The sequence below is a fragment of the Synechococcus lacustris Maggiore-St4-Slac genome (assembly GCF_024345595.1).
Classification (GTDB): Bacteria; Cyanobacteriota; Cyanobacteriia; order PCC-6307; family Cyanobiaceae; genus Synechococcus_D; species Synechococcus_D lacustris.
This window is the reverse complement of sequence record NZ_JAGQBK010000001.1, coordinates 1-22,700: the sequence shown is the minus strand read 5'-3', so window position 1 is coordinate 22,700 and position 22,700 is coordinate 1. Positions and strand designations below refer to the sequence as shown.

Annotated in this window: 23 protein-coding genes and 1 tRNA gene; 12 read left to right on the top strand and 12 right to left on the bottom strand. The window is 55.7% G+C overall.

Annotated features, from left to right (window positions below; translation table 11 throughout):
* Position 1: 1 nt before the first annotated feature.
* Both KBY68_RS00120 and KBY68_RS00115 read right to left on the bottom strand, forming a co-directional pair.
* Positions 2–394 carry a DUF8650 domain-containing protein gene (locus tag KBY68_RS00120; protein ID WP_261345627.1) on the bottom strand — a complete coding sequence of 131 codons (393 nt, stop codon included), beginning with the start codon at positions 392–394 and terminating at the stop codon, positions 2–4.
* Positions 395–432: 38 nt separating this feature from the next.
* The gene (locus KBY68_RS00115; RefSeq protein ID WP_255095444.1) at positions 433–987 is read right to left on the bottom strand and encodes a hypothetical protein; all 555 of its coding nucleotides are present in this window, start codon (positions 985–987) and stop codon (positions 433–435) included.
* Between the two features lie 129 nt (positions 988–1,116).
* Here KBY68_RS00115 and KBY68_RS00110 point away from each other — a divergent pair, with 129 nt between their 5' ends.
* Both KBY68_RS00110 and KBY68_RS00105 read left to right on the top strand, forming a co-directional pair.
* Complete coding sequence (locus tag KBY68_RS00110) at positions 1,117–2,229, top strand: histidine kinase (protein WP_106500763.1); 1,113 nt, start codon at positions 1,117–1,119, stop codon at positions 2,227–2,229.
* 60 nt (positions 2,230–2,289) lie between these two features.
* A tRNA-Glu gene (locus KBY68_RS00105) sits at positions 2,290–2,362 on the top strand.
* A 143-nt stretch (positions 2,363–2,505) separates the two neighbouring features.
* Here KBY68_RS00105 and KBY68_RS00100 read toward each other — a convergent pair.
* Complete coding sequence (locus tag KBY68_RS00100) at positions 2,506–3,042, bottom strand: SRPBCC family protein (RefSeq protein ID WP_255095443.1); 537 nt, start codon at positions 3,040–3,042, stop codon at positions 2,506–2,508.
* A 144-nt stretch (positions 3,043–3,186) separates the two neighbouring features.
* On the opposite strand from KBY68_RS00100, the gene KBY68_RS00095 reads away from it, so the two are divergent.
* From KBY68_RS00095 to KBY68_RS00065, 7 genes are all read left to right on the top strand, one after another.
* Positions 3,187–4,335 carry a rod-capping linker protein CpcD domain-containing protein gene (locus KBY68_RS00095; RefSeq protein WP_255095442.1) on the top strand — a complete coding sequence of 383 codons (1,149 nt, stop codon included), beginning with the start codon at positions 3,187–3,189 and terminating at the stop codon, positions 4,333–4,335.
* Between the two features lie 91 nt (positions 4,336–4,426).
* Positions 4,427–5,950 (top strand): glucose-6-phosphate dehydrogenase, encoded by a 1,524-nt coding sequence (gene zwf / locus KBY68_RS00090; protein WP_255095441.1) that lies wholly within the window; start codon positions 4,427–4,429, stop codon positions 5,948–5,950.
* Positions 5,951–6,033: 83 nt separating this feature from the next.
* Positions 6,034–7,320 carry a glucose-6-phosphate dehydrogenase assembly protein OpcA gene (locus KBY68_RS00085; RefSeq protein WP_255095440.1) on the top strand — a complete coding sequence of 429 codons (1,287 nt, stop codon included), beginning with the start codon at positions 6,034–6,036 and terminating at the stop codon, positions 7,318–7,320.
* A gap of 13 nt (positions 7,321–7,333) precedes the next feature.
* A complete protein-coding gene (locus KBY68_RS00080; RefSeq protein ID WP_255095439.1) occupies positions 7,334–8,782 on the top strand; it encodes a cobyrinic acid a,c-diamide synthase CobB in 1,449 nt (482 codons plus the stop codon).
* Complete coding sequence (locus KBY68_RS00075; protein WP_255095438.1) at positions 8,707–9,126, top strand: acylphosphatase; 420 nt, start codon at positions 8,707–8,709, stop codon at positions 9,124–9,126. Before KBY68_RS00080 ends, KBY68_RS00075 begins: the two co-directional genes overlap by 76 nt.
* Complete coding sequence (locus tag KBY68_RS00070) at positions 9,113–9,691, top strand: histidine phosphatase family protein (protein WP_255095653.1); 579 nt, start codon at positions 9,113–9,115, stop codon at positions 9,689–9,691. Before KBY68_RS00075 ends, KBY68_RS00070 begins: the two co-directional genes overlap by 14 nt.
* Complete coding sequence (locus KBY68_RS00065) at positions 9,682–10,383, top strand: GAP family protein (RefSeq protein ID WP_106500647.1); 702 nt, start codon at positions 9,682–9,684, stop codon at positions 10,381–10,383. Before KBY68_RS00070 ends, KBY68_RS00065 begins: the two co-directional genes overlap by 10 nt.
* Here KBY68_RS00065 and KBY68_RS00060 read toward each other — a convergent pair.
* Genes KBY68_RS00060 through folD form a run of 6 tightly spaced genes read right to left on the bottom strand, consistent with a single transcriptional unit; the run spans position 10,357 to position 14,822 of the window.
* On the bottom strand, positions 10,357–11,817 hold the full coding sequence (locus KBY68_RS00060) for an ATP-dependent DNA helicase (protein ID WP_390634963.1): 1,461 nt from the start codon (positions 11,815–11,817) through the stop codon (positions 10,357–10,359). The two genes, KBY68_RS00065 and KBY68_RS00060, sit on opposite strands and share 27 nt — an antisense overlap.
* Entirely contained in the window at positions 11,810–12,301 is a 492-nt protein-coding gene (locus KBY68_RS00055; protein WP_106500648.1) for a divergent PAP2 family protein, read from the bottom strand. The genes KBY68_RS00060 and KBY68_RS00055 overlap by 8 nt, the downstream gene beginning before the upstream one ends.
* Positions 12,298–13,188 carry a geranylgeranyl diphosphate synthase CrtE gene (gene crtE, locus KBY68_RS00050; protein ID WP_255095437.1) on the bottom strand — a complete coding sequence of 297 codons (891 nt, stop codon included), beginning with the start codon at positions 13,186–13,188 and terminating at the stop codon, positions 12,298–12,300. Before crtE ends, KBY68_RS00055 begins: the two co-directional genes overlap by 4 nt.
* Positions 13,188–13,406 carry a hypothetical protein gene (locus KBY68_RS00045; RefSeq protein WP_255095436.1) on the bottom strand — a complete coding sequence of 73 codons (219 nt, stop codon included), beginning with the start codon at positions 13,404–13,406 and terminating at the stop codon, positions 13,188–13,190. The genes crtE and KBY68_RS00045 overlap by 1 nt, the downstream gene beginning before the upstream one ends.
* Positions 13,407–13,461: 55 nt before the next feature.
* The gene (locus KBY68_RS00040; RefSeq protein WP_241537216.1) at positions 13,462–13,959 is read right to left on the bottom strand and encodes a thermonuclease family protein; all 498 of its coding nucleotides are present in this window, start codon (positions 13,957–13,959) and stop codon (positions 13,462–13,464) included.
* Positions 13,944–14,822: a bifunctional methylenetetrahydrofolate dehydrogenase/methenyltetrahydrofolate cyclohydrolase FolD gene (gene folD, locus KBY68_RS00035; protein WP_106500651.1), complete on the bottom strand. Its 879-nt coding sequence runs from the start codon at positions 14,820–14,822 to the stop codon at positions 13,944–13,946. Before folD ends, KBY68_RS00040 begins: the two co-directional genes overlap by 16 nt.
* Before the next feature lie 136 nt (positions 14,823–14,958).
* Here folD and KBY68_RS00030 point away from each other — a divergent pair, with 136 nt between their 5' ends.
* Entirely contained in the window at positions 14,959–16,962 is a 2,004-nt protein-coding gene (locus KBY68_RS00030) for an HDIG domain-containing metalloprotein (protein WP_261345631.1), read from the top strand.
* Here KBY68_RS00030 and KBY68_RS00025 read toward each other — a convergent pair whose 3' ends face one another.
* Complete coding sequence (locus KBY68_RS00025) at positions 16,963–17,799, bottom strand: carbohydrate ABC transporter permease (RefSeq protein ID WP_255095434.1); 837 nt, start codon at positions 17,797–17,799, stop codon at positions 16,963–16,965.
* The gene (locus KBY68_RS00020) at positions 17,796–19,403 is read right to left on the bottom strand and encodes a 2-isopropylmalate synthase (RefSeq protein WP_255095433.1); all 1,608 of its coding nucleotides are present in this window, start codon (positions 19,401–19,403) and stop codon (positions 17,796–17,798) included. The genes KBY68_RS00025 and KBY68_RS00020 overlap by 4 nt, the downstream gene beginning before the upstream one ends.
* 109 nt (positions 19,404–19,512) lie before the next feature.
* Between KBY68_RS00020 and KBY68_RS00015 the strand changes: the two genes are divergently transcribed.
* Both KBY68_RS00015 and arsS read left to right on the top strand, forming a co-directional pair.
* A complete protein-coding gene (locus tag KBY68_RS00015) occupies positions 19,513–21,087 on the top strand; it encodes a glycoside hydrolase family 57 protein (RefSeq protein WP_255095432.1) in 1,575 nt (524 codons plus the stop codon).
* Positions 21,084–22,049, top strand: coding sequence for an arsenosugar biosynthesis radical SAM (seleno)protein ArsS (gene arsS / locus KBY68_RS00010; RefSeq protein ID WP_255095431.1), 966 nt, complete (start codon positions 21,084–21,086; stop codon positions 22,047–22,049). Before KBY68_RS00015 ends, arsS begins: the two co-directional genes overlap by 4 nt.
* A gap of 20 nt (positions 22,050–22,069) precedes the next feature.
* Here arsS and KBY68_RS00005 read toward each other — a convergent pair.
* Positions 22,070–22,700 (bottom strand): lycopene cyclase family protein (locus tag KBY68_RS00005; RefSeq protein ID WP_255095430.1); only part of this gene is annotated, 631 nt, incomplete at its 5' end.

Here is a 22,700-nt window from a genome sequence, read left to right as displayed (position 1 = left end):
GTTACTTAGCTGGCTTGGCTTGGTTCTGGAGAGCTTGTTTCACCTTGTCGCGCACGTCGGCGGGCATCAAATCAGGGCACACCTGGGAAACACCGATCAACACTGAATTAATCGAACCCTTTCGCAATTCCTCCTGGGGTAGCGGCTTGGCACCTAATTGCTTGATGGCACCTCCGTTTTGACCTTGAATCACCTGGGAAAGGGTTTCACCAGCGATACCAATCGACTTATTGAAATCCACACCATTGGCAGCTGCGATGCAGGCGTTGAGGGCTGAAATCCGTGTGTAGAGGGTCATCTCAGCTTCAGTTGCCGGCTGGGGTGCCGCCTGCACTGGCAGCGCCGCAAAGGAGGTGAGCGCCAGCAGGGCAGACGCGGGAATCAGCTGACGCAACACAACAGTTCGATTCTTAATTACCAAACCATGTTGCCTTATTCAGGCTGCAACTCCGCACCACTGGTTTCGATGCGAATTTCGTGGTGAACCTCAGCCACTTCCAATTCACCGTTGCGCCAGGAATAAATGGATCTGCTGCGGTAGCGGTCTTGGGCCACTAGGCGAATGTGCTCGAGAATGTCCCATTCCTGGTAGTGGGATTCAAAAACCACTTCATGTTCATCCACCTGACGTATTTGGCTCTTAATCGGTGAACCATTGAAAAAGCCGCGGCTGCGCCGCAACTGATGGCCGCAGAGATAGGCCTCCATGGTGCCGGTGGGCACATAACGAGGTTGGTTTTCAAAGAAGTTGTAATCCTTCTCCGGCCACCAACTAAAGCGATAGGCCGCTTCACCCTCCACCGGTTCGCTAAAGGCCTCAATGCGCAAGAGCACATCCACCTTGAGGGATTCGTCGTCGCCAAAAACGTATTGGCGCCGGGAGCGCCATAGGCCCAGGTTGCGGGAAAACCAACGCCTTAGGGAGCTATCCAATTGAATGCGGCTGGGTTCAGCCATCGATGAACCCTGGGGCAAACCCTTAAGCATCTTTAGCTATGAACTGTTTCAGTGATAGCTAGCTCGGTAGCAAAAGGCGAACATTGCAGCGGATTTACCTTTTTTTGACAGGAAAATCAAATTTTTTTAATAGTGTGGTGCAGCTCTCTGAAGTTTGCAGTGCCGGGCCAGGGAGAAATAAAACAACAACAGGTGCTGAACCTGCTCCTGGTGGCCAGACCCCAGCATCTGGCCGGGCCAGATTTGAGGGCATTGCTGGAATTTCTCGAGGAGCAAAAGGGCAATTTCGAGCTCACCCTCACCATTGCTGATCCGCAAAAACAACCCGAGCTATTGGAGTTGCATCGGCTGGTGGCAACACCTGCATTGATCAAGCTGGATCCATTGCCTAAGCAGGTTTTTGCCGGCAATTCAATCCGTAGGCAAATGGAGAATTGGCTGCCCCGCTGGCGCCAATTAGGCTTGGTGAGCGGCCTTGGCATGGGCCTGCGCACGGCAGAACCAAGCGGCGGCCAGAGCCAAAGGGAATTACAACTCGAAGATCAACTGCTGGTGCTGCGTCAAGAGAACGAAACCCTCACCTCACGGCTGGGGGTACAGGAACGTTTATTGCGCATGGTGGCCCATGAATTGCGCACCCCGCTCACCGCCGCAAATTTGGCGTTGCAGAGCTACAGGCGCAATCAAATCGATAGTGAGCGCTTTTTTGATGTGGTTGATCGGCGTTTGGATGATATTGAGCAACTCTCAAAAGACCTACTGGAGGTGGGCAGCACCCGTTGGGAGGCCCTTTTCAATCCCCAGAGGCTGGCGCTGGCTCCAATTGCAGCCGAAGCAATTCTTGAACTAGAAAAACTTTGGGTAAACCGATCACTCGAATTGCATACCGATGTACCTGGAGACCTTCCAGATGTGTATGCCGACCAAAGACGAATGCGTCAGGTTTTGTTGAATCTGATTGAAAATGCACTCAAATTCACCCCTGATGGGGGCCAGGTAAATCTTTCGCTGTTGCATCGCACCAGCCAATGGGTACAGGTGAGCGTTAGCGACACCGGCCCCGGCATTCCCATGGAGGAACAGCAAAGAATTTTTCAAGATCGGGTGCGCTTACCGCAAACGGCTGCCCAGGCATCGGGGTTTGGCGTTGGCCTTTCGGTATGCAGGCGGATTGTGGAAGTGCACGGCGGGCGCATCTGGGTTGTGTCTGCCCCTGGGGAGGGGGCCTGCTTTCACTTCACCGTGCCCGTGTGGCGCGGTCAAAGTGATTGATTGATTGCTTGACTCAAGGTGGTTTGGCTGTATAGGTTGGCTTCTTGCCAATACGGCCTCGCCCCCATCGTCTAGAGGCCTAGGACACCTCCCTTTCACGGAGGCGACAGGGGTTCGAATCCCCTTGGGGGTATACCTTTTTCAGATGGTATTGGCATACCAAAATCGTTCAAGATTTTCTCAAAATATTATTAATATAGATTTATTAAATCCAAAACAATAGCTTAATGATATTGATTTAAATGTTTATAATTTAAGTATTTATAATTTAAATAATTATAGTGGGCACGGCACAGCCACTTGGGCGCGGCGCAAAGCTTCTAGGGCAACACATCTCAAATTTGTGGCCAAATCTTCCCTAAGGCGCTGCTCGATCAAGGCGATGGGCATTCCAATGCAGGCCTGCACCAGCAATTCGTAGCGCAAACGCACCCCCTCATCGGTTTTAACCAGGGTCCAAGCCCCTTCAAAACGGCGGAAGTCGCCACTCACCATCCTGAAACCAAGTATTCCCTCCTGGCTGCGTTCCTCCAGCTCAAGCCGCACGCTGGCGGTGAAATTAAGGCCCACAAACCTTTGGCTGCCGATTTGTTCCAACAACACGGTTGTACCCTCGCGGTTCAATAGGCACGAGCTCATCAGGTTTGGGATGAAGCTAGGCAGGCTCTCGTAATCGGTAAGCACCTCCCACACCGCCGCTTCAGCAAGGGGCAGCCTGAGTTGAGCAGCAAGGCGGCGGGTGGCCGAGGGCAGGCGCTCGATCTCCTGCTCAATGGGCTCTGAAGGAAGCGTAGGTAGAGGGGGGGGCTGCAAGATCTGAATAGCGGCCGAGGGGCATGGGCTGCAACGTTGATCACATTAACTGTGTTTTCTTCCTAACTGAAGGTTTCCCCTAATAGGGATACAAGCTGCCGCTGGCAGGGCAGTTCCTATAGTCGCTGCGCGTTACCTCGAACCATGCGCGTCCCACCAGCTTCCTGCACCCCTGGCGACAGCCGCATGTTCACAATCGAGGTGAGCCACGCTTCCGGCGGCATTGTTCGCCGCAGCCTGAAGCAAATGCTGGTTACCTACAGCTCTTTGAGTGCAACGCTGCAGTTGATCAGAAACAGTGGTGCCCGGGTATTGCGCATTACCCCCCACCAGCAGGCCAACAATTCTCCATCCACCCCATCAGTAGCCGTGACGGAAACCCCAAGCCCCAAAGCCAAAGACCATGGCCAGGTGCCAGTAAATCTCTACAAACCAAAGGATCCCTTCCTCGGCACAGTGCTCGACAACTACTCGCTTTTGGCCGATGGGGCCATCGGCCGGGTGAATCACATCACCTTTGATCTTTCAGGGGGCAATCTCCACTACGTGGAAGGCCAAAGCATTGGCATCATTCCCGATGGGGAAGATGCAAACGGTAAGCCCCATAAGCTGAGGCTCTACTCAATTGCCTCCACCCGCCACGGCGACAACCTTGAGGGAAGCACCGTTTCCCTCTGTGTGCGGCAGCTGGAATACAAAAACGAAGCCGGCGAACAGATCTACGGCGTTTGCTCAAGCTTCCTTTGCGACATCGAACCAGGCGCAAAGGTAAAGATCACAGGGCCTGTGGGCAAAGAAATGCTGTTGCCCCCCGATGAAGATGCAAACGTGATCATGCTGGCTACCGGCACGGGCATCGCTCCGATGCGGGCCTACCTGCGCCGCATGTTTGAACCGGGTGAGCAGGGCAAAAATCCCGAATACAAATTCAAAGGCAAGGCATGGCTGTTTATGGGTGTGCCCAAAACTCCCAACCTGCTCTACGAAGACGATTTCAGCCGTTACCTGAGCGATTACCCCGAAAACTTCCGTTACACCAAAGCGATCAGCCGTGAGCAGGAAAATCCAAGCGGTGGCCGCATGTATATCCAGGATCGTGTTACCGAACACGCCGATGAGATCTTTGCCTTGATCGAAGATCCCAAAACCCACGTTTACATGTGCGGTTTGAGGGGCATGGAACCAGGTATCGACGAAGCGATGACAGCGGCAGCAGCCAAGAGCGGCCAGGATTGGAGCACCCTGAGGCCAGCCCTCAAGAAGGCCGACCGTTGGCATGTGGAAACCTATTAAGGGCCACTCAAATCTGCAAACACACGGTCCATTCACCTTCTGTTCATCTCTAGCCATCAACCTGTAGGGACACGGTTAGCGATGCCTTTCCATGACGGCCACTCTCACCAATCCCCTACGCGTTGGTTTACGGCAAGAACGGGTGATTTCACCCCAATGCCTGGTGATATTCGGAGCTAGCGGCGATTTAACCCACCGCAAATTGATACCAGCCCTATTTGAATTGTTCCGTCAGCGGCGTCTGCCCAGTGAATTTGCGGTGCTGGGCTGCGCCAGAAGGCCATGGAGCGACGAGGAGTTCCGCGCCAAGATGGAACAAGCCCTGGCGCCTGTGATCGCCGAGGATCCCGCCGCCTGGACCACCTTCTGCGGCGGGCTTTTTTATGAACCGGTAGACCTGCAGAAAGATGAAGATGTGGTGCGTTTAGGCAAGCGCCTAGAGCAGATAGATCGCCAGCGGGCCACCCGCAGCAATCGCACTTTTTATATGTCGGTATCGCCCAACTACTACGGCAGCGGTTGCCGCGCCCTTGCTGCTGCTGGTTTGCTGGCCGATCCAAAGCGCAGCCGGGTGGTGATCGAAAAACCCTTCGGCCGTGATTTCGCCAGCGCCCAAGACCTAAACCGCATCGTGAACAGTTGCGCCAAAGAAAATCAAATTTTCCGAATCGACCACTACCTAGGCAAGGAAACCGTTCAAAACATATTGGTTTTGCGCTTTGCAAACACGATTTTTGAACCGATCTGGAATCGCAACTACATCTCCAGCGTGCAGATCACCGCTGCTGAAACCGTTGGGGTTGAGGAAAGGGCCGGCTACTACGAAAGCGCTGGCGCCCTGAGGGACATGGTGCAAAACCACCTCACCCAGATGCTTGCCCTCACCGCGATGGAACCACCGGGCCGCTATGAACCCGAATCAATCCGCAACGAAAAGGCCAAGGTGTTGCAGGCGGCACGGCTTGCAGAGGAAGCTGAACCTTGGAAATGTTGCGTGCGCGGCCAATACGGCCCCGGTGGCAACAGCGCCGATCCCTTAGCTGGCTACCGCCAGGAGCCTGGGGTGGATCCAAACAGCACCACCGAAACCTATGTGTCGATGAAATTATTTATCGACAATTGGCGTTGGCAGGGGGTGCCCTTCTATCTGCGCACGGGCAAACGCATGCCCAAACGCCTCAGTGAAGTGGTGCTCACCTTCCGTGAGGCACCGGTGCATTTATTTGATTCAGCCGGTGCTGGCCCCACCGCAAACCAATTAATTTTGCGAATTCAACCCAATGAAGGGGCTGATTTCAGATTTGAGGTGAAAGCCCCAGGTTCCGGCATGCGCAGCCGGCCTGTTGACATGGATTTCTCCTACGACGAATCCTTTGGTGAACCCTCCGATGAGGGTTATGTGCGCTTGCTGGCCGATGCCATGCTCGGCGATCCCACCCTGTTCACCCGTAGCGATGAGGTGGAGGCAGCTTGGAGGCTCTACACCCCATTGGTGGAGTTGATCGAACAGCAGCCTTGGCAATTGCCGGTTTATCCCTATGAAGCCCGCACTTGGGGTCCTGCCGCCGCCGACAGCCTCCTGGCCCGCGATGGTTTGCTCTGGCGGCGCCCCTGATCAGATCTGTTTTTCTAGGCATCATTAAAAACAGAATTATTTCCAAATCAGCTTTTTACCCCTAACCCAATTCCCCTAAAACCATGGCCCCCCAACTAACCCTGCAAGCTCCCTTGGAACTACCACCCCAGGAGGTGCCTGATTATCTGGGTCGCCTTTGGGAGGGTGAACAGGAGCAGGCCAATGGGGCCAGCACTTTCTCGCTAGTGGTTTGGGAACCAGCCTGGATAGAGCAGCAATTAGTGCGTTTAGGCCGCCTAACTGGACCCATCAATGGCCTCGAGCGACCTGAATTGCTCCAAGCCGCCAGGGAGGCCATACCCGTTTGTGGTTTGCCGCCTTCCACCTCACCCCTCGCCCCTGAATTGGCTTGGCAATTGGGGCAATTACCAGGTGATGCCTCAGCGGAAGATCTCAGAGGTCAACAGGTAGATGCAGCGATCAGCCGCCACCAACCGCGCCGCTTGATCACCCTTGCCCCCACCCTTGATGGCCATCGGCCCCTCGAAACCCTTGTGGCGGCCTACTGCCCCCTGCCTGAAGAAGGCCCCATGACGAGTGTGTGCGGCGATGTGGTGGTAATGCGCGGTGGCCTGGGCGCCCTGGAGCATGGCTTGCAGATGGTTAATCCCTTGATTTCAGCCGAATTGCCCTGCTGGGTGTGGTGGAACGGCTGCCTTGATGAGGCACCGCAACTGTTTGAAGCCGTGAGCCAAGCGCCGCGGCGCCTGGTGGTGGATACCGCCATCGGTTCCCCAGCGAGGGCTTTGGAAGTGCTTTGTAGCCGAGCAGCCAGCGGCCAAGCGATCAGCGATTTGAACTGGTATCGCTTGGTTAGTTGGCGCGAAAGCCTTGCCATGGCCTTCGATATGCCTAGCCGCAGGGATGCCCTAGCCCATGTGGTTCAACTCGATATCGATGTGCAAGGTCATCAGCCCGTGCAGGGTTTATTGATGGCGGCCTGGATCGCAGATCGGCTCGGCTGGCAGCTGGAGCACACCTCTAAGGCTGAGGGTGATGGCATTTTGGCCAGCTTCCGCCGGCCCGATGGTGTTCCTGTGCGTTTTCGGCAAATGCCCGTTCCCGTTGGCACACCAAGCACCCATCCAGGCAGCTTGGTTGGTTTGCGGCTGGTTTGTGAGCCAGAGGGTCGCACACCCCTTTGCGTAATTTTGTGCGGCGAAACCGGCGGTTGCATGCGCCTTGAGGCCGGGGGCATGGCCCGGTTGGAATTGGTTGAGGAGGTGGTAGCAACAGCGGTGGAATCAGCCCAGAAAGAGGTTTCCCGCACCCTCAGGGGTGGCCACGACAGCACAAATCCGCTGTTGTGTGCTGCCGCACCCCTTGCTGCCAAGCTGCTGCCAAATTGATTTGTGCCACTAATTGGCCCTTCTGATCGCGGCCCCCTGCAGCAGCAGCGGCAAAACCCTGCTCTGCTTGCTCCTGGCGGCTGCGGCCCGCAGCAGGGGCATAGGGCTGCAAACCTTCAAGGTGGGCCCCGATTACCTCGACCCCCAATTGCTGGCTAGCGCCAGTGGTCGCCCCTGCCGCAACCTTGATTTATTGCTTTGCGGTGCCCCATGGGTGCGGCAAAGCTTCCACTGGTGGAGCAACCAGGTGCCCCTCTCCCTGGTGGAGGGGGTGATGGGGCTCTACGACGGCCGCGGCCCCAGCAGTGAAGGCAGCAGTGCCGCCATTGCCCTTGAACTAAATCTGCCGGTGCTTTTGATGGTGGAAGCCAGTCGCCAGGCTGGGTCCCTCGCTGCTCTTGTGCGGGGCTTTCGCGACCATGAACCCAAATTAAATATTGCTGGGGTGGTGCTCAATGGGGTTTCCACCAGTCGCCATCAGCAATTGCTCCAGGAGGCCATGGGCAGCATCGCCATGCCGGTGCTTGGGGTGATTCCCCGCGATGAAAGCTTGGAATTACCCAGCCGTCATTTAGGCCTGGTGCCCCCTGCAGAGCAGGAGGCTTGGCCGCAACGGCTTAGCCAACTTGGTCAAAAGGCAAGCCAATGGTTGCAGCTGGAAAAGCTTTTGGCGCTGATGGCAAACCCAAATCAAAACACTCCTCAAACTCAAAACCAAGCTCAAAACCCCATCAGCTGGTCCCTCGGCACAGTGTTGAGCAAACACAAAGCCCACCAGCAAGCAACTCACCAGAAATCAGAGCAACGGCCCTGCGTGGTTATCGCTAGAGACAAGGCCTTTCACTTTTGTTATCCGGAATTACCAGAGTGGCTCGAGGCTTTGGGCTGCCAGGTGCAGTGGTGGGCACCGCTGGAAGATCAAGCGCTTCCCGAGGCTTGTGCTGCCCTTGTGCTGCCAGGGGGCTACCCCGAACTTCAGGCCAAGGAATTAAGCCAATGCAAACGCAGCCTTGGGGCAATCAACCAGCATTGCCGCCTTGGTTTACCGCTCTATGCCGAATGTGGCGGACTGTTGCTGCTCGGCCAGGAGCTCCTAGATGCCGATGGGGAAGCCCATCCCATGGCTGGGGTGCTGCCCTTTCGCGCCCAACGGGGTGCCTTGAGCCTCGGTTACCGAGAGGCCACACCATTGCGGGCTGGTTTGGTGCTCAGGCCAGGTGAACAATTGCAGGGCCATGAATTTCACCGCTGGCAGCTGCAGGAGGCCCCCGCTCAAAAAGCTGCTGAGCAGGCTTGGCGGTTGGAAGGTTGGGGGGTGCTGGCTAGGGTTGAGGGATGGACCAACGCCGCTCTTCACGCAAGCTGGCTTCACCTCCACTGGGGTGGATGCCCTTCGATACCCCTTCGGCTGCGGGACGCAGCAGTAGCCGCGAACGCCAAGAGGCAAACGACGCAGAATTAAACCGGCAACGCTTTGCCCCTAAGCGCCACCCACTCACCCCAGAGCGTTGGCGTTTGTTAGTGCGCGGCCACGTGCAAGGGGTGGGCTATCGGGCGGCCTGTAAGCGCAGGGCCACGGAACTTGGTTTGGCTGGTTGGGTGCGTAATTGCGCTGATGGCAGCGTTGAAATCCAGGCGGAAGGTGTGCAGCAACACCTGGCTGAACTACGGGTTTGGTGCGAGGCTGGCCCCACGGCCGCCCGGGTGGATTCAGTGCTCACCAGCATGCTTGCCCCCACAGGCGCCGATTGGTTTGAAATTCGCCCCAGCCAAACCAACCCCGGCCAAACCAATGCAAATAAATAAACAGATCTGGCTGCTGCGCCATGGGGCAACCGAGTGGAGCCGCAACGGCCGTCACACGGGCAGCAGCGATATTCCATTGCTGCCAGAGGGGGAAGCGGAAGCCAAACGGCTTGCACCAATGCTTGCCAACCACCAGTTCAAACAGGTGTGGGTGAGCCCGCTGCAAAGGGCCAGGCGCACCTGTGAGCTAGCAGGGCTTGGCGGGCAGGCGCAAATCAACGAGTTGCTGCGCGAATGGAACTACGGCGCCTATGAGGGCATCACCACGCCTGAAATTCGCCAAACCGTTCCTGGTTGGAGTGTTTGGAGCCATGGCTGCCCTGATGGCGAGGATGCAGCTGCCGTAACCGAACGCTGCAACCGCGTGATTGAAGCGCTGCTGGCAGTTGAGGGAGATGTGGCCCTATTTGCCCATGGTCATATCCTAAGAAGCCTTGCAGGCACTTGGATTGGCCAGGGGGCTGTGGGGGGCAAACACCTGGCCCTTGGCACCGCCACCAGCAGTGTGCTGGGTTTCGAAAGGGAGAATCAGGTATTGATGCGCTGGAATGCCCCATGCCCATAATTCGCACCATCACGGAATTAACCGCCTGCGGTTTGGCGGTGGCCTTGAGTCCGTTGGATATTGCCCTGGTTTTTCTGTTGTTATTGGGGGCAACACCATTCCTGCGCTCGGGCCTATTTAGCCTCGCCTGGTTTTTTTCAAACAGCGCTGCCATTGCCCTATTGCTCACCGTTGGCCGCTCCCTCACCCTTTCGATGGAAAGGGGCAGTGTGCAACAGGTGGGGCTTGATCTATTTGCCGCCGGGGCCCTGCTGGCCTTGGGTATTCGCGAATTAGATCCAAAACCTGAGGGTTATGAAGACCTCTCAGAGGGTTGGATTCATAAGTTGGAAAAAGTGGGCCAGCTGCCTTTGCTGGTGATGATGCTGGTGGCACCCTTAACCCTGCTTCTGAGCCCAGATAATTTATTTTTGCTGGCAAAAGGCGCTGCCCTCGTTCAAGGAGGCAATTACGAAACCAGCAGTGAAATCGGTTTAATCATCTACTTCAGCTTGATCAGCAGTTTGTTTTTATTGCTGCCCATTCTTTTACTGCTTGTGGGCCGCCAGCAGGTTTTACCACTCCTGCAAAAAGGCAAACAATTAATTGAAGATCGCAGCAGCTTGATCCTTGGCGGCTTAAGCCTTGGCCTAGCCGTTTATCTGGCTTGGCAGGGCTGGACGGGCTTAGGCAATTTTCAAATCATCACTTAGCCATTGGCTCCAGCGCTGCTGCTGCTCAATGGCCAGATCAGCCCGTCCAACTAACCACACCCGGCGCCTTGCTCGGCTTACGGCCACATAAACGAGTTGACGGCGCACCTCCTCCTGCTGGGGCCAATACACATCAGGGGCAACAAATACATCGCTAAAGCTGCTGCCCTGGCTGCGATGCACCGTGAGCACAGCAGCTGGCCCCACGGCAGCAAAGGCATCACGCAACAGGAAATACTGGCGCCACAACAAACTTCTTTGCTTTCCAGTGGCTGCTTTAGCTCGATTGCGGAGATCGCTAAGGGCTAAATCCAAGCGCTGGCGCCCATCACTGCCGGGGGCAGGAGCCAATCGCAATTGCAATTGGGTTTCCCCTGCCTCCACATCAACCCGCAAGGTTTCAATTACTGGCGCATCAGGCAAGCCCAGATCAGCCAGGTCGCAGCGATCGGGTGTTACATCACGCACCACCAATTCCCGGTTTGAACCCAACACCAGATCCGCCTGCTCACTATTGGCTAAGCCTTCCTGGCAGGCGGGAGCCATCACCGCAGCCCGGGTAATCAATACCTCCCCAGGTAACACGGAGAGCTGATCGGCCATCTCCCCATGCAAAGCGCGGCGAGCAATCGGCACTAATCGCTCCAGGGTGCGATTAGTGAAACAAAGCAAACGGGCATGGTCGGGATCAAAATTTTCACTGCTCAAGCGCAAGGCCGCCTGGGCTTCGGCTATCCACTCATCACGGCCAACCACCGCCACCTGGCCCTCGGCAGTGTTGATGGCAGCCAGCAAAGGCGGCTGGCAACTGGGCAGCGCCCCGCTGCGCAATCCACTGGCCAGCTTGAGCACAGGTCCACCGTGGCGCACCACCTCTGTTAGCTGCAGTTGAACAGCCCGTTGCAGGGCAAATACGGCACTGGTGGTTTCACCAACTGGCGGCAACTGGGCGGGATCGCCCACAAACACAAGCCTTGTGCCAAATGAATGGGCGCATTGCAAGGCGATTTCCAAGAGCCTGCTATCCACCATCGACGCCTCATCAAGCAGCACCAAACCGATTTGCTCTAAGGCGGTGGCGGTTTGTTCGGTGGGTTCGCAGCTTTCCCGTTCCTCCATGCGGCTGAGCTTGAGGCGCAACAGGCGGTGGATTGTTGAGGGGTACCAGGTGGGCCTTAATCCCTGGGAATCCAAAGCGGCCCTAAGCACACCCACGGCCTTATGGGTGGGGGCAGCCACGGTCCAGCAGAAACCCGCCCCATCAGCTATCTCAAGAAAGCGCACCGAGAGGAAGGTTTTACCGGTACCGGCATAGCCACTGAGCACAAATGGCTCACCGCTGGCCGGTTGGCTTAACCATGCCTTAAATGCTTCAAGGGCTGCTGTTTGTTGGGCGGTTAGAACAAGGCCATCGGAAGTTGTCAGTTCAACCAACCCCCACAAACAAGCCAAAGCGCTGGGCTAGGGCCAGGGGGCTGCCAAGAAAGGCCTCACCCAAAATCGCCACCAGCGGGCCCAACAAACTGCCCACTAACACCTGCGGGCGGCTATGGCCAAGGCTGGTTTTAAGGCTTGCTAAACCTTGGGCTTCCCCGAGGCTATTAAGCCGTTCCGCCATCTTTCCAGCTGCCCTGCGCACGCCGCTGGCGTCGTACATCACCACAAAAGCCACCGTTACGGCAAGGGCAAACAGGGGCGAATCCAAGCCGTTTTCCCAAGCGATTGCCGTTGCCGTTCCAGTTACCAAGGCGGAATGACTGGAGGGCATGCCACCGGTTTCAAGCAACACCGCTGGCCGCCAACGGCCGTGTTGGAGCAATTCAACAAATAATTTTGAAAGCTGGGCCACACCGCAGGCCACGAGCCCCCAGGTGAGGGCGCTGTTATTAAAAAATGCAGCGGCAATTGGGGTTGTCATCGGTCGCGGGCGGTGATGTAGCCCGCCAGAGCGAGCAGGGGCTTCGCTGCTTCACTCCAGGGCTCGAGCACCTGCTGCGCTTCCTGCACCAGGCTATCGGCACGATTTCTCGATGCCTCAAGCCCCAACAGTTTCGGATATGTGGTTTTATCTGCGGTGAGATCTTTACCGGCGGTTTTACCCAACACTTCACTGCTGGCGGTTAGATCGAGAATGTCGTCGATGATTTGAAAAGCAAGCCCTATGGCACGGGAATAACAACGCAGGGCCGTTAATAAATTCTCTTCAGCCCCAGCGATAATCGCCCCACTTAAAACCGCCGCTTGAAGCAAAGCGCCGGTTTTATGCAAATGAATGTATTCAAGCGTAGCTAAATCAACCTCCACCCCTTCACTGGCTAGATCAACGATTTGGCCGCCAACTAAACCTGGGGCGCCAGCCGCTAAAGACAATTCGCCCACCACCTGCAGCAACCGATCCGCTGGCACCCCAGGGCTGCGCAGGGCAACCATTTCAAAGGCTCTTGTTAGCAGGGCATCACCGGCAAGGATGGCTGTGGCTTCGCCATAAACCTTGTGGTTGGTGGGCCTACCGCGGCGCAGGTCGTCGTTATCCATGGCCGGCAGATCATCGTGGATCAGCGACATGGTGTGGATCATCTCCAGGGCGGTGGCCGTTGGCAAAGCCAGGGCTGGGTCACCGCCCGCCAATTCGCAACTGGCCAAGCAGAGGATTGGCCGCAGGCGTTTACCACCGGCCAATAGCGAGTAGCGCATGGCCTCCCGCAGGGATTCAGGACGTTCCGGGCCAAGGGCCTGCCCTAGGGCCGCCTCCACCACTTCACGGCCCTGGAGCAGGTATTGCTGAAAATCAAAGCCACCAACCATCACTCCACCACACGCTGCAGTAGTGCAGCCATAGCCTCGGGCAATTCCACCACCAAAGTAACGCTGGCAAATTCGCTCACTTCTGGGCGATTCCAGGGGATCGCCCCATGGGCTAACTCAAGGGTATGCATTAAATCCAAACCGGAAAGGCTGCGCAGCTGTTCAGCTGAGGGCCCAGGAAATGATTCCGGCGAAAAAGAGGAAGGGGCGCAAACCATGGGCCCACCAGCGGAGAACATAAAAAAAATATTAAGACGGCGGCGGATTGTTTTCCTAGGGCTCTTGGTTGGCATCGTTTAGTTCGAGGCGCAAATTCCAGGGTCGCTGAATTCCTCCAGGCCGATTCCACACCCCCACTCCCAGCTCCCTAGCTGTGGTTTCAGCGGCCCCATAGGGCAGGTCATCGCAACGGCCCAGGTAACCGTCATGAACAAAAAGCATGCCGTTTTTCAACATTTCAGGCGCCACATCAAAACCACCGCGGCGCACCACGCCAACAATCCGGTCGTACACATCCCTTGCCCGTAATTCAACCGTTACCGCAGTTCCCACTGGTAATTCACTGGCAAGGGCGGCTTTCGACTGCTGCGCCCATGGCTGCTGACTCTGCTCCGGCGCATCCACGCAGGCAAGCCGCACCCTTCGATCGCTGCGGCCAAGCCGCACAACAACCACTTGGCCATTTTCAACAGACATCACGGTGCCCTTTTGAAGCGGCAACACTTGCAGCGGCAGGGCTGCCAAAAGCAAAGCAATCAAAGTCCCTGGCATGGCTCAGCTAAAGCATGGCGTTGCGCCCACATCCTCAGCGTATTCAGCAGCAACATCGTTACGGTCATAGGGCCCACACCACCGGGCACCGGCGTGATGGCCCTAGCCAAGGGTTCCACCTCAGCAAATCTCACATCACCGCATAAACCGCCCTCCGGGCGGCGATGGATCCCCACATCCACCACCACCGCCCCTGGGCTCACGTGGTTTGCACCGATCAAACCAGGCTTACCAGCTGCCACCACCAACAGTTCCGCATCGCGGCAAATGCCCTCCAGGTTGAGGCTGCGGGAATGGGCAATCGTTACGGTTGCGTTGGCCTGTTGAAGCATCAACGCCATCGGTTGCCCCACCAAAATGCTGCGGCCCACCACCACCGCTCGCATGCCCTCCAAAGGGAGCTTGGCCTGTTTCAAAAGGGCCATTACCCCGGCGGGAGTGCAACTGCGGGGCCCCACTTCCCCCCGCAGCAGGCGACCTAAATTGAGTGGGTGCAGGCCATCTGCATCTTTATTGGGATCTAAAACTTGAAGCAATGCCCTGTCGTTTATGGAAGCTGGCACGGGCAATTGCACCAAAATTCCATCAACGGCTGGATTTTTATTTAGTTCATGCAGTTCCAACTCAAGGGCAGCTTGGCTGATATTTGCAGGTAGATGGCTGCCAAAACTTTTGGCACCAATGCGGGCACAGGCCTTTTCCTTATTAGCCACATAAACAGCACTGGCTGGATCATCACCAACCCTCAATACAGCTAAACCTGGGGGCCTACCAGCCTTGGCCAAGCCTGCTGCGATAGCAGCCGCCATGCTGGTTTCAAGCTGGGCCGCCAGCAAGCGGCCATCCAAGCGTTGAGCGGCCATGGCAATTGCAGGAGCTAGCGTCAGTCTGACGTCCGGTGCGTCGGTGTCTTTAGTTCCCCCTCCAGTTCAGCAAAACAAGCTTCCACCGCAATGGCGCACAGCTTGTAAATTCTGGCGCCGTTGGTTGCGCCAGGAAATGCCTTGGCGCCTCAGCAGCCACTGGAGCAAACAAGACGGCGCGCTGCTGCTGCTCAGCTGCATGCTGGTGGGGCTGCTATCGGCCTGGCCCTGGCTGGTGCAGCCCACCCTGCGGCCAGGGGTGCCGGCCCCCTTTGAGGTGCGGGCGCCGCGATCAAGCACCGTTGTTGACAGTGAGGCCCTGCAGCAAAGGCGCTCCCAGCTAGGCCCCCGCATTCAGGTGCAAACCACCGATGCAGCAGCCAGCCGGCAATTACAGGAACGGCTTGAGCGCCTATGGCAGGAATTGCTCAGCAGCAGCAGTGGCAACGAAAAGCAATTGGCCCCGGTGAATCTCACCCCCGCAGAGCTGCTGTTCTTAAAGGAATCAACCCCTGAAAGCTTGCAGATTTGGGGACAACAGCTCAGGCTTGCCCAACAAAAAATGTTGGCCCAAGGGGTAGTTGCAACCCTTGCCCATGGCCAATTGCTTCAGGCCAGCTGGCTGCAATTGGGGGAACTGCCAGAACCGAGCCGCAGCCTTGGCGCAAAACTGATTACTCGCTCCCTGCAGGGCAACAGCAATCTGCGGATCGATAGCAACCTCACCCAGCTGCTGCTCAATGATTTAGTGCAGCAAAATGGCATACCAAAATTTCAAGTGCGGGCCGGTGAAGTAATCACCCGCCGCGGCGAGCCCATTAGCCAAAGGGCCTACGACGTTCTCGATAATTTCGGCCTAATCAGCCGCCGGCCGGCAACGCAACTATTTGTGCAGCGCTGGCTTGAAGCCAGTGTTGGGGCGGCCCTATTGCTGTTGATCTGCCGCCGCTGGAAACCAAACCTTGAGGTATCCCAAGCCCTATTGGTGCTGGGCAGCCTTGCCTTGGTGCAAGCGGCAAAACTCTGGTTTGGAGCATCCGCCAGCGCCCTAGCCCTGTTGGTGCCCCCCAGCCTATTGCTGGCCGAAGGCTTGGGCCCTGCCTGCGGCTTGAGCTGGCTTGCCCTAGCCACCTTGCTCTGGCCGATCCCCTTAAACGACCTCGGCACCGTTCGCATGCTGGTGGCCACTGGAGTGGCAGTGGTGGCAACCCTCCTGGCGGGCCGCCAGCGCTCCCGGGCGGAAATGCTGCAAAACAGCATTTTGCTAACGGTTGCCGCCCTGCTGGTGGAGGCCCTTGGCCAGCAATTGCAGGGGAGGCCCCCCGGGGGGGAATTACTGGCGGAGGGGGTATTGATGGGGGGGCTATTGCTGCTTGGTTTACTGCTTGCTCCATTTGTGGAACAACTTTTTGGGCTGGTAACCCGTTCGCGCTTGCTGGAGCTGAGCGATCTGCAACGGCCGCTGCTGCGCAAGCTGGCCTCAGAGGCCCCTGGCACTTTTGAGCACACCTTGATGATTTCGAGCCTGGCGGAGGAGGGGGTGCGGGCGATCGGCGGCGATGTTGATCTTGCCCGTACGGGATCGCTATATCACGACATCGGCAAACTGCATGCCCCCCAATGGTTCATCGAAAATCAAAGCGGTAATAATCCCCACGAACACTTAAACGACCCTTGGCGCAGTGCTGAAATTCTCCAGGCCCATGTGGATGAAGGCCTCAAGATGGCCCGCCGCTTCCAATTGCCTAAACCGGTAACCAATTTCATCCCAGAACATCAAGGCACCTTGCGGATGGGTTATTTCTTCCACAAAGCCAGGGAACAAAATCCGAATGCAAGCGACAAACCATTCCGGTATCGCGGCCCCAGGCCCCAATCAAAGGAAACGGCTGTTTTGATGCTCGCCGATGGCTGTGAAGCAGCCCTACGTTCAATGCCACCGGAAACCAGTGAAGCCGAAGCGAAAGATGCCGTGCGACGCATCATCCAGGCCCGTAAATACGACAAACAACTGGCCCTAAGTGGCCTAGAAACAACTGAAAGCGAATTATTAGTTGCTGCATTTGTGCAGGTGTGGAAACGAATGCGCCACCGGCGTATCCCCTATCCGATCCCTGCCCGCAAAGGATTTAGCGCCTGATCAACCCTTCACCGCATCGCCACTGGCGCTGGGCAAAATAAAGCGCTGCAGCAAAATAAATATAAAAAGAACCGGCAAAATAGACACAACCGAACCAGCTGCCACCAGCCGCCAATCAAGGGAAAAACTACTTGATAGTTGCTGTAATCCCAAGGGCAATGTGTATAGATTTGGATCATCTAATATAACCAAAGGCCAGAGGAAATCTCCCCAAGTGCCAATAAAAACAAACATAGCCAATGTAATTAAATCAGCCTTTGCAGCTGGAATTAACACATTCCACCATTCGCCCAAGGGGGAACAGCCATCCATGCGGGCAGCCTCCTCCAATTCAACGGGCACAGCAAGAAAACTTTGGCGCAATAAAAATATGCCAAACGCCGTGGCAACATTGGGCAAAATTAAAGCCACTAATGTGTTACGCAAGCCAAGTTGCACCATCAACACATACAAAGGAATCATCACCACTTGAAATGGAATCAATATTGTTGCAACCACCAAAGCCAGAGCCATGCCCCTGCCGCGAAACTGCATACGCGCCAAGGGAAATGCAGCCAAGGAGCAAAACAACAGATTAGCCATCACACTAAAACCACTTACCAGGGCACTATTAAAAAGATATTTAGCCATCGGGCTCTGGCTAAATAAACTTCCGTAGGCCTGCAAACTTGGCTGCAATGGCCATAGGTTAGGGGGACTGCTGAAAATATCTTCAGCTGGCCCCTTTAACGACGTACTTAACAGCCATAGCAATGGCATCAGCATTACAAGGGCCAGCAATAGCAACAGCCCCAATTGCAAAGCAAGGGCTAAAGGGGCAGTGCGAAGCCTTTTCATAAAACCGGCAGGGGGGTTTGCTGGGGATGCAAAGGCTGGCTCTGCAAACTGCTCACCAAGCGGTTCAAAGCATTAACAAATGCCTGGGCCGCCGCCACCACCACATCGGTATCGGCCGCATGGCCGGAATACAAACGCCCATTCTGGCGCAAGCGAATTGTTACTTCACCCATGGCATCAATGCCCTCAGTAACTGATTTCACTGAGAATTCCACCAGTTCATTGGGCACTTGAACCAATTGATTCAATGCTCCACACACGGCATCAACAGGACCCGTACCAATGGAAGCAACACTGCGTTGCTTGCCATCGATGGTGCGGAGGGTAACAGTTGCGGTGGGTTGCAGATTAGTGCCGCAGCTAACCTGCACGCCAAGCAATTGATAATGGGCCTGTAACTGCTGCGTGTGGTCGCTAACTATGGCCTCAAGATCTCTATCGGTGATTTCACGTTTGCGATCGGCAAGTTCCTTAAAGCGAGCAAAAGCATCATCTAAATCGTCTCCACTAAGCGTGTAGCCAAGTTCCTCTAGGCGGGCGCGAACAGCGCTGCGACCACTTAATTTGCCGAGGCTAATGCGGTTATCGCTTAGGCCGATTGTGCGGGCATCAATAATTTCATAGGTGAGCCGATTTTTTAATACCCCATCTTGATGGATACCGCTTTCGTGGGCAAAGGCATTTGCCCCCACAATCGCTTTATTTGGTTGCACAGCCATGCCGGTTAGGTTGCTAACCAAGCGTGATGTTTTATAGATTTCTTCTGTGCGTATTGCAGTGAGCGGTTCTGGATTGGCCGCCTCTCGCCCCAGGAAAGGGTTGAAGTATGAACGCCGCACATGCAAAGCCATCACCAATTCCTCTAGGGATGCATTACCCGCCCTTTCACCAATGCCATTGATTGTGCATTCCAATTGACGGGCGCCATGTTTAACCGCCTCAAGGAAATTAGCAACTGCCAGGCCAAGATCGTTGTGGCCATGCACTGAAATAACAGCTTGATTGATATTTGGCACATGCTGATTTATGCCCGCAATTAAGCCGCCAAATTCAGCCGGGGTTGAATAGCCAACCGTGTCTGGGATGTTGATGGTGCTTGCCCCTGCATTAATCGCTGCCTCAATCACCTCATACATGAATTCCGGTTCACTGCGGCCGGCGTCTTCACAGGAAAACTCCACATCCTCCACAAGGGAACGGGCATAGGCCACCATCTCAGGCACGATCTGAAGTACCTCAGCTCGGCTTTTACGCAACTTGTGTTCCAGGTGGATATCGCTAGTGGCAAGAAAGGTGTGAATGCGTTTGTGGGTTGCAGGGGCAACCGCCTCAGCACAGGCCTTGATGTCGCCCTTGGTAGCCCTTGCTAGGCCGCAAATGATTGGGCCATCAGTGCTGCCAACGGCTGTGGCAATGCGCTGCACCGCATCGAAATCACCAGGGCTGGCAAAGGGGAAGCCCGCCTCGATGATGTCTACCCCTAAACGGCTTAACTGCTGGGCAATGGCAAGTTTTTCATCCAGGTTCAAGCTGGCGCCAGGGGACTGCTCCCCATCCCTAAGGGTTGTGTCGAAAATCAATACCCGGCCTGGATCCTTAGCCATTGATACGCCCGCGGAAACCGCGCCTCCCTGTTGAACTCTGTTGCAACTCTAAGAAGCGCTTGGGCCGTGAGTATCAAGAGCCGTAAACTGAGTACATCGATGAATGTCCATGGCCACTGGAGCTCTGGCCTTGGTGCTTCACGGCCATCTGCCTTATGTGCGCAGCCGTAATCCAGGGTCACTTGAGGAAGACTGGTTTTTTCAAGCGCTTGTAGAGAGCTACTTGCCCCTATTGGGCATGTTGGCCCGCTGTGATGCCAATGGTTTAAAGCCAAGGCTCACGATGAGCCTCTCGCCCACACTTCTATCGCTGCTGAACGATCCTGTGCTGCAGGAGCGTTTCCCCGCTTGGATCGAGCAACGCATTGAGCTGCTGCAGCGGGCACAACCTGAAGAAGAGCAAGCCGCCAGCCATCTGCTCCAGCATTTCAGCCTGCAACTGCAGGCTTTTAGCGATTTCAATGGCGAACCGATCCGCGCTTTTGCCGCCCTGCAGCAGGCCGGTGTGCTGGATTTGCTCACCTGCAGTGCCACCCATGGATATCTGCCATTGCTGCGGGATCCACCGGAGGCGGTGCGCGCTCAACTGCTAACCGCCGTAAGGGAACACGAAAGGCTATTGGGCGCAAAACCCCAGGGCATTTGGCTTCCTGAATGCGCCTATTACGAGGGACTCGACCAGCAATTAGCGGCAGCGGGCCTGCGCTATGCGGTGCTAGACGCCCATGGGTTGCTCCATGGCTTGCCGCGGCCCCGCTATGGGGTTTATGCACCTATTTGTTCACCAAGTTCGGTTGCATTTTTTGGGCGCGACAGTGAAGCCACCCTGCCGGTGTGGTCGGCCAGTGATGGCTATCCCGGCGATGGCTCCTACCGGGAATTCCACCGCGACCTCGGCTGGGATCTACCCGAAGAGGAGCTGCAGGCCGCTGGCATCTTGAGTAGCAGGCCCCTGGGTTTGAAACTGCGGCGGGTGAGTGGCGGCGATTGTCCATTAAATAAAAAATTGCCCTACGACCCCGTTGCAGCCGCCCTAACCGCCCAACGCCATGGCAGTAGCTACGTGGCCGGGAGGCTGGAACAACTGCGGGGCTTGGGTGAATTGATCGATCGTGCACCGTTGGTGGTGGCCCCTTTTGATGCTGAATTATTTGGCCATTGGTGGTTTGAGGGCCCGCAATTTCTTGAACAGGTTTTCCTGCAAGGGGCCGCCGCTGGCCTTAATTTCTGCAGCCTCAAGGGCAGCTTGAGCAATGGCGCCCAGCTGCAGGTTTGCAGGCCATCACCCTCAAGCTGGGGCCAGGGTGGTTACCACTCCTATTGGCTAAGTGAAAGCAATGCCTGGGTTGTGCCCGATTGGCACCGCGCTTCATTGGCAATGGTGGAAGCGAGCGCCAGGGAACAACAGCAAAGGGATCCCCAGCGGCAACGCCTGTTGAAACAGGCGGCACGGGAATTACTGCTGGCCCAATCATCAGATTGGAGCTTCATTCTTAGGGCTGGCACCACCACAGAATTGGCCCGCGAACGGATTCACCGCCATTTAGATCGTTTTTGGCGGTTGCTGGAATTGCTTAAGCCAAACCACTGCTCCAATGAAAAAGAACGCATCTGGCTAGATGCTGTGGAGCAGGAAGATTTCCTATTTCCTTTGGTAGAGCCCAGTGATTGGCTGGCCCAATGACCCTGGCAGCAGCGCCCTGCTTTAACGAAAAACTAGAAACCCCATTGCGGCGCTCGCAGCACCTAAAGGTGCTGCAGTTAAACCTGGGCAAACTCTGCAATATGCACTGCAGCCATTGCCATGTGGAGGCAGGCCCTCACCAGGGGGCAAGCCAGATGCCAGAGCAGGTTGTTTTGCAATGCATTGCAGCCATCGATCAACTACGGCCGGAGGTGGTTGATCTCACCGGTGGTGCACCGGAACTGCACCAGCAGTTCAAAACCCTGGTGCAGGCAGCTCGTGATCGAGGTTGCCAAGTGATCAACCGCAGCAATCTCACGGTGCTATTGCTGCCAGCCCTAGCTGATCTAGCCCCCTGGCTGGCGGCAAAACAGGTGCAAATTGTGGCCAGCCTGCCCAGCTGCGAAGCCTCAACAACCGATGCCCAAAGGGGCCCTGGCACCTGGGAAGCATCAATGCGGGCCCTACGCAAGTTGAATGCCTTGGGATATGGCCTTGGCGATCCAAACCTGCCGCTCTCATTGATGAGCAACCCGCCGGGGGAAGCCCTGCAACAACTCACCGCCTGCGATCAAAAACAATGGCGCGAATGCCTCGGTAAAGAAGGGGTGAGTTTTGATCATTTAATTGGTTTAAATAACATGCCAATCGCTAGATTTCTCGATGGCTTAGAAGCCAACGGACGCACTGATCTATACATGCAAAGCTTGGTGGATGCCTTTAATCCAGCCAGCATTTGCGGTTTGATGTGCCGCACAACATTATCGGTGGCCGCTGATGGCAGCATCTACGATTGCGATTTCAATCAAATGCTTGAATTGCCGCTGCTGGTAAAACAAAAACAGGTAAATATTGCAAATGTTTGCCTGGCGGATCTTGCGGGCAATCTAATTAATATCGGCAACCATTGCTATGGCTGCACCGCAGGCCAGGGCAGCAGCTGCAGTGGGGCAACAACATGAAGCTAGCTTAAAGCTTTGCTTTAAAGCTTAGTTTTAAAAAAAGAAAACCCAATCAAACCCCATCGAACATTAGTAGGCGATTTAATAAATAGCTGCAGCATGGCAACTATCAGCTGCCACAGGCTAAGCGTATTAGTGAGAAAACCAAACCACTGGTGTTGAGCTAATGTAAAAAAACTGCTAAAAAATGCCTTGAGGTTAGCTTCATTAAAAGCAATTAATTTATCCAAACCAAAACTATAAATTGCATGCTTAAATCTTAATTCCAACGGCCAGAGCACCCGCCAGGCCCGTTTAGCAATCAAAGCAGAACTCAGCTCCGGCTGGCTGAGGCCAGCGGCGATCGCAGCAGCAAAACCTGGGGCACGGCGCAACATTGCGCCTATTAGGTAGCCAGAAGCGGGATGCACCATGCTGGCGGCAGAACCAAAAGCCAGCAGCTGTTGTTTCAAATCCGGCAAGGCTAGATTCATTGGAAATAAACAAAATTCCTCGTGCTGCACCTGAAGCGGCTCAATTCCCCGCTGGGCTAAACGCCGCCATAGGCGTTCTTTTAATTGCCCATAGGGCACAGGTGGTGCCAAGGCAAGGGAGGTTTCTTCCACAAAAAAGAGGCCAGCACCAAAATCCATGGCATATAAAAAAGTGGCG

Coding starts and splice junctions, on each gene's coding strand:
- arsS (WP_255095431.1), top strand. CDS start 21,084: ATGACCCTGGCAGCAGCGCCCTGCTTTAACGAAAAACTAGAAACCCCA.
- KBY68_RS00065 (WP_106500647.1), top strand. CDS start 9,682: ATGCCCATAATTCGCACCATCACGGAATTAACCGCCTGCGGTTTGGCG.
- KBY68_RS00075 (WP_255095438.1), top strand. CDS start 8,707: ATGCCCTTCGATACCCCTTCGGCTGCGGGACGCAGCAGTAGCCGCGAA.
- KBY68_RS00030 (WP_261345631.1), top strand. CDS start 14,959: ATGCCTTGGCGCCTCAGCAGCCACTGGAGCAAACAAGACGGCGCGCTG.
- KBY68_RS00055 (WP_106500648.1), bottom strand. CDS start 12,301: ATGACAACCCCAATTGCCGCTGCATTTTTTAATAACAGCGCCCTCACC.
- KBY68_RS00045 (WP_255095436.1), bottom strand. CDS start 13,406: ATGGTTTGCGCCCCTTCCTCTTTTTCGCCGGAATCATTTCCTGGGCCC.
- KBY68_RS00070 (WP_255095653.1), top strand. CDS start 9,113: ATGCAAATAAATAAACAGATCTGGCTGCTGCGCCATGGGGCAACCGAG.
- KBY68_RS00015 (WP_255095432.1), top strand. CDS start 19,513: ATGGCCACTGGAGCTCTGGCCTTGGTGCTTCACGGCCATCTGCCTTAT.
- KBY68_RS00095 (WP_255095442.1), top strand. CDS start 3,187: ATGCGCGTCCCACCAGCTTCCTGCACCCCTGGCGACAGCCGCATGTTC.
- zwf (WP_255095441.1), top strand. CDS start 4,427: ATGACGGCCACTCTCACCAATCCCCTACGCGTTGGTTTACGGCAAGAA.
- KBY68_RS00085 (WP_255095440.1), top strand. CDS start 6,034: ATGGCCCCCCAACTAACCCTGCAAGCTCCCTTGGAACTACCACCCCAG.
- KBY68_RS00020 (WP_255095433.1), bottom strand. CDS start 19,403: ATGGCTAAGGATCCAGGCCGGGTATTGATTTTCGACACAACCCTTAGG.
- folD (WP_106500651.1), bottom strand. CDS start 14,822: ATGGCCGCTCAACGCTTGGATGGCCGCTTGCTGGCGGCCCAGCTTGAA.
- KBY68_RS00040 (WP_241537216.1), bottom strand. CDS start 13,959: ATGCCAGGGACTTTGATTGCTTTGCTTTTGGCAGCCCTGCCGCTGCAA.
- KBY68_RS00115 (WP_255095444.1), bottom strand. CDS start 987: ATGCTTAAGGGTTTGCCCCAGGGTTCATCGATGGCTGAACCCAGCCGC.
- KBY68_RS00025 (WP_255095434.1), bottom strand. CDS start 17,799: ATGAAAAGGCTTCGCACTGCCCCTTTAGCCCTTGCTTTGCAATTGGGG.
- crtE (WP_255095437.1), bottom strand. CDS start 13,188: ATGGTTGGTGGCTTTGATTTTCAGCAATACCTGCTCCAGGGCCGTGAA.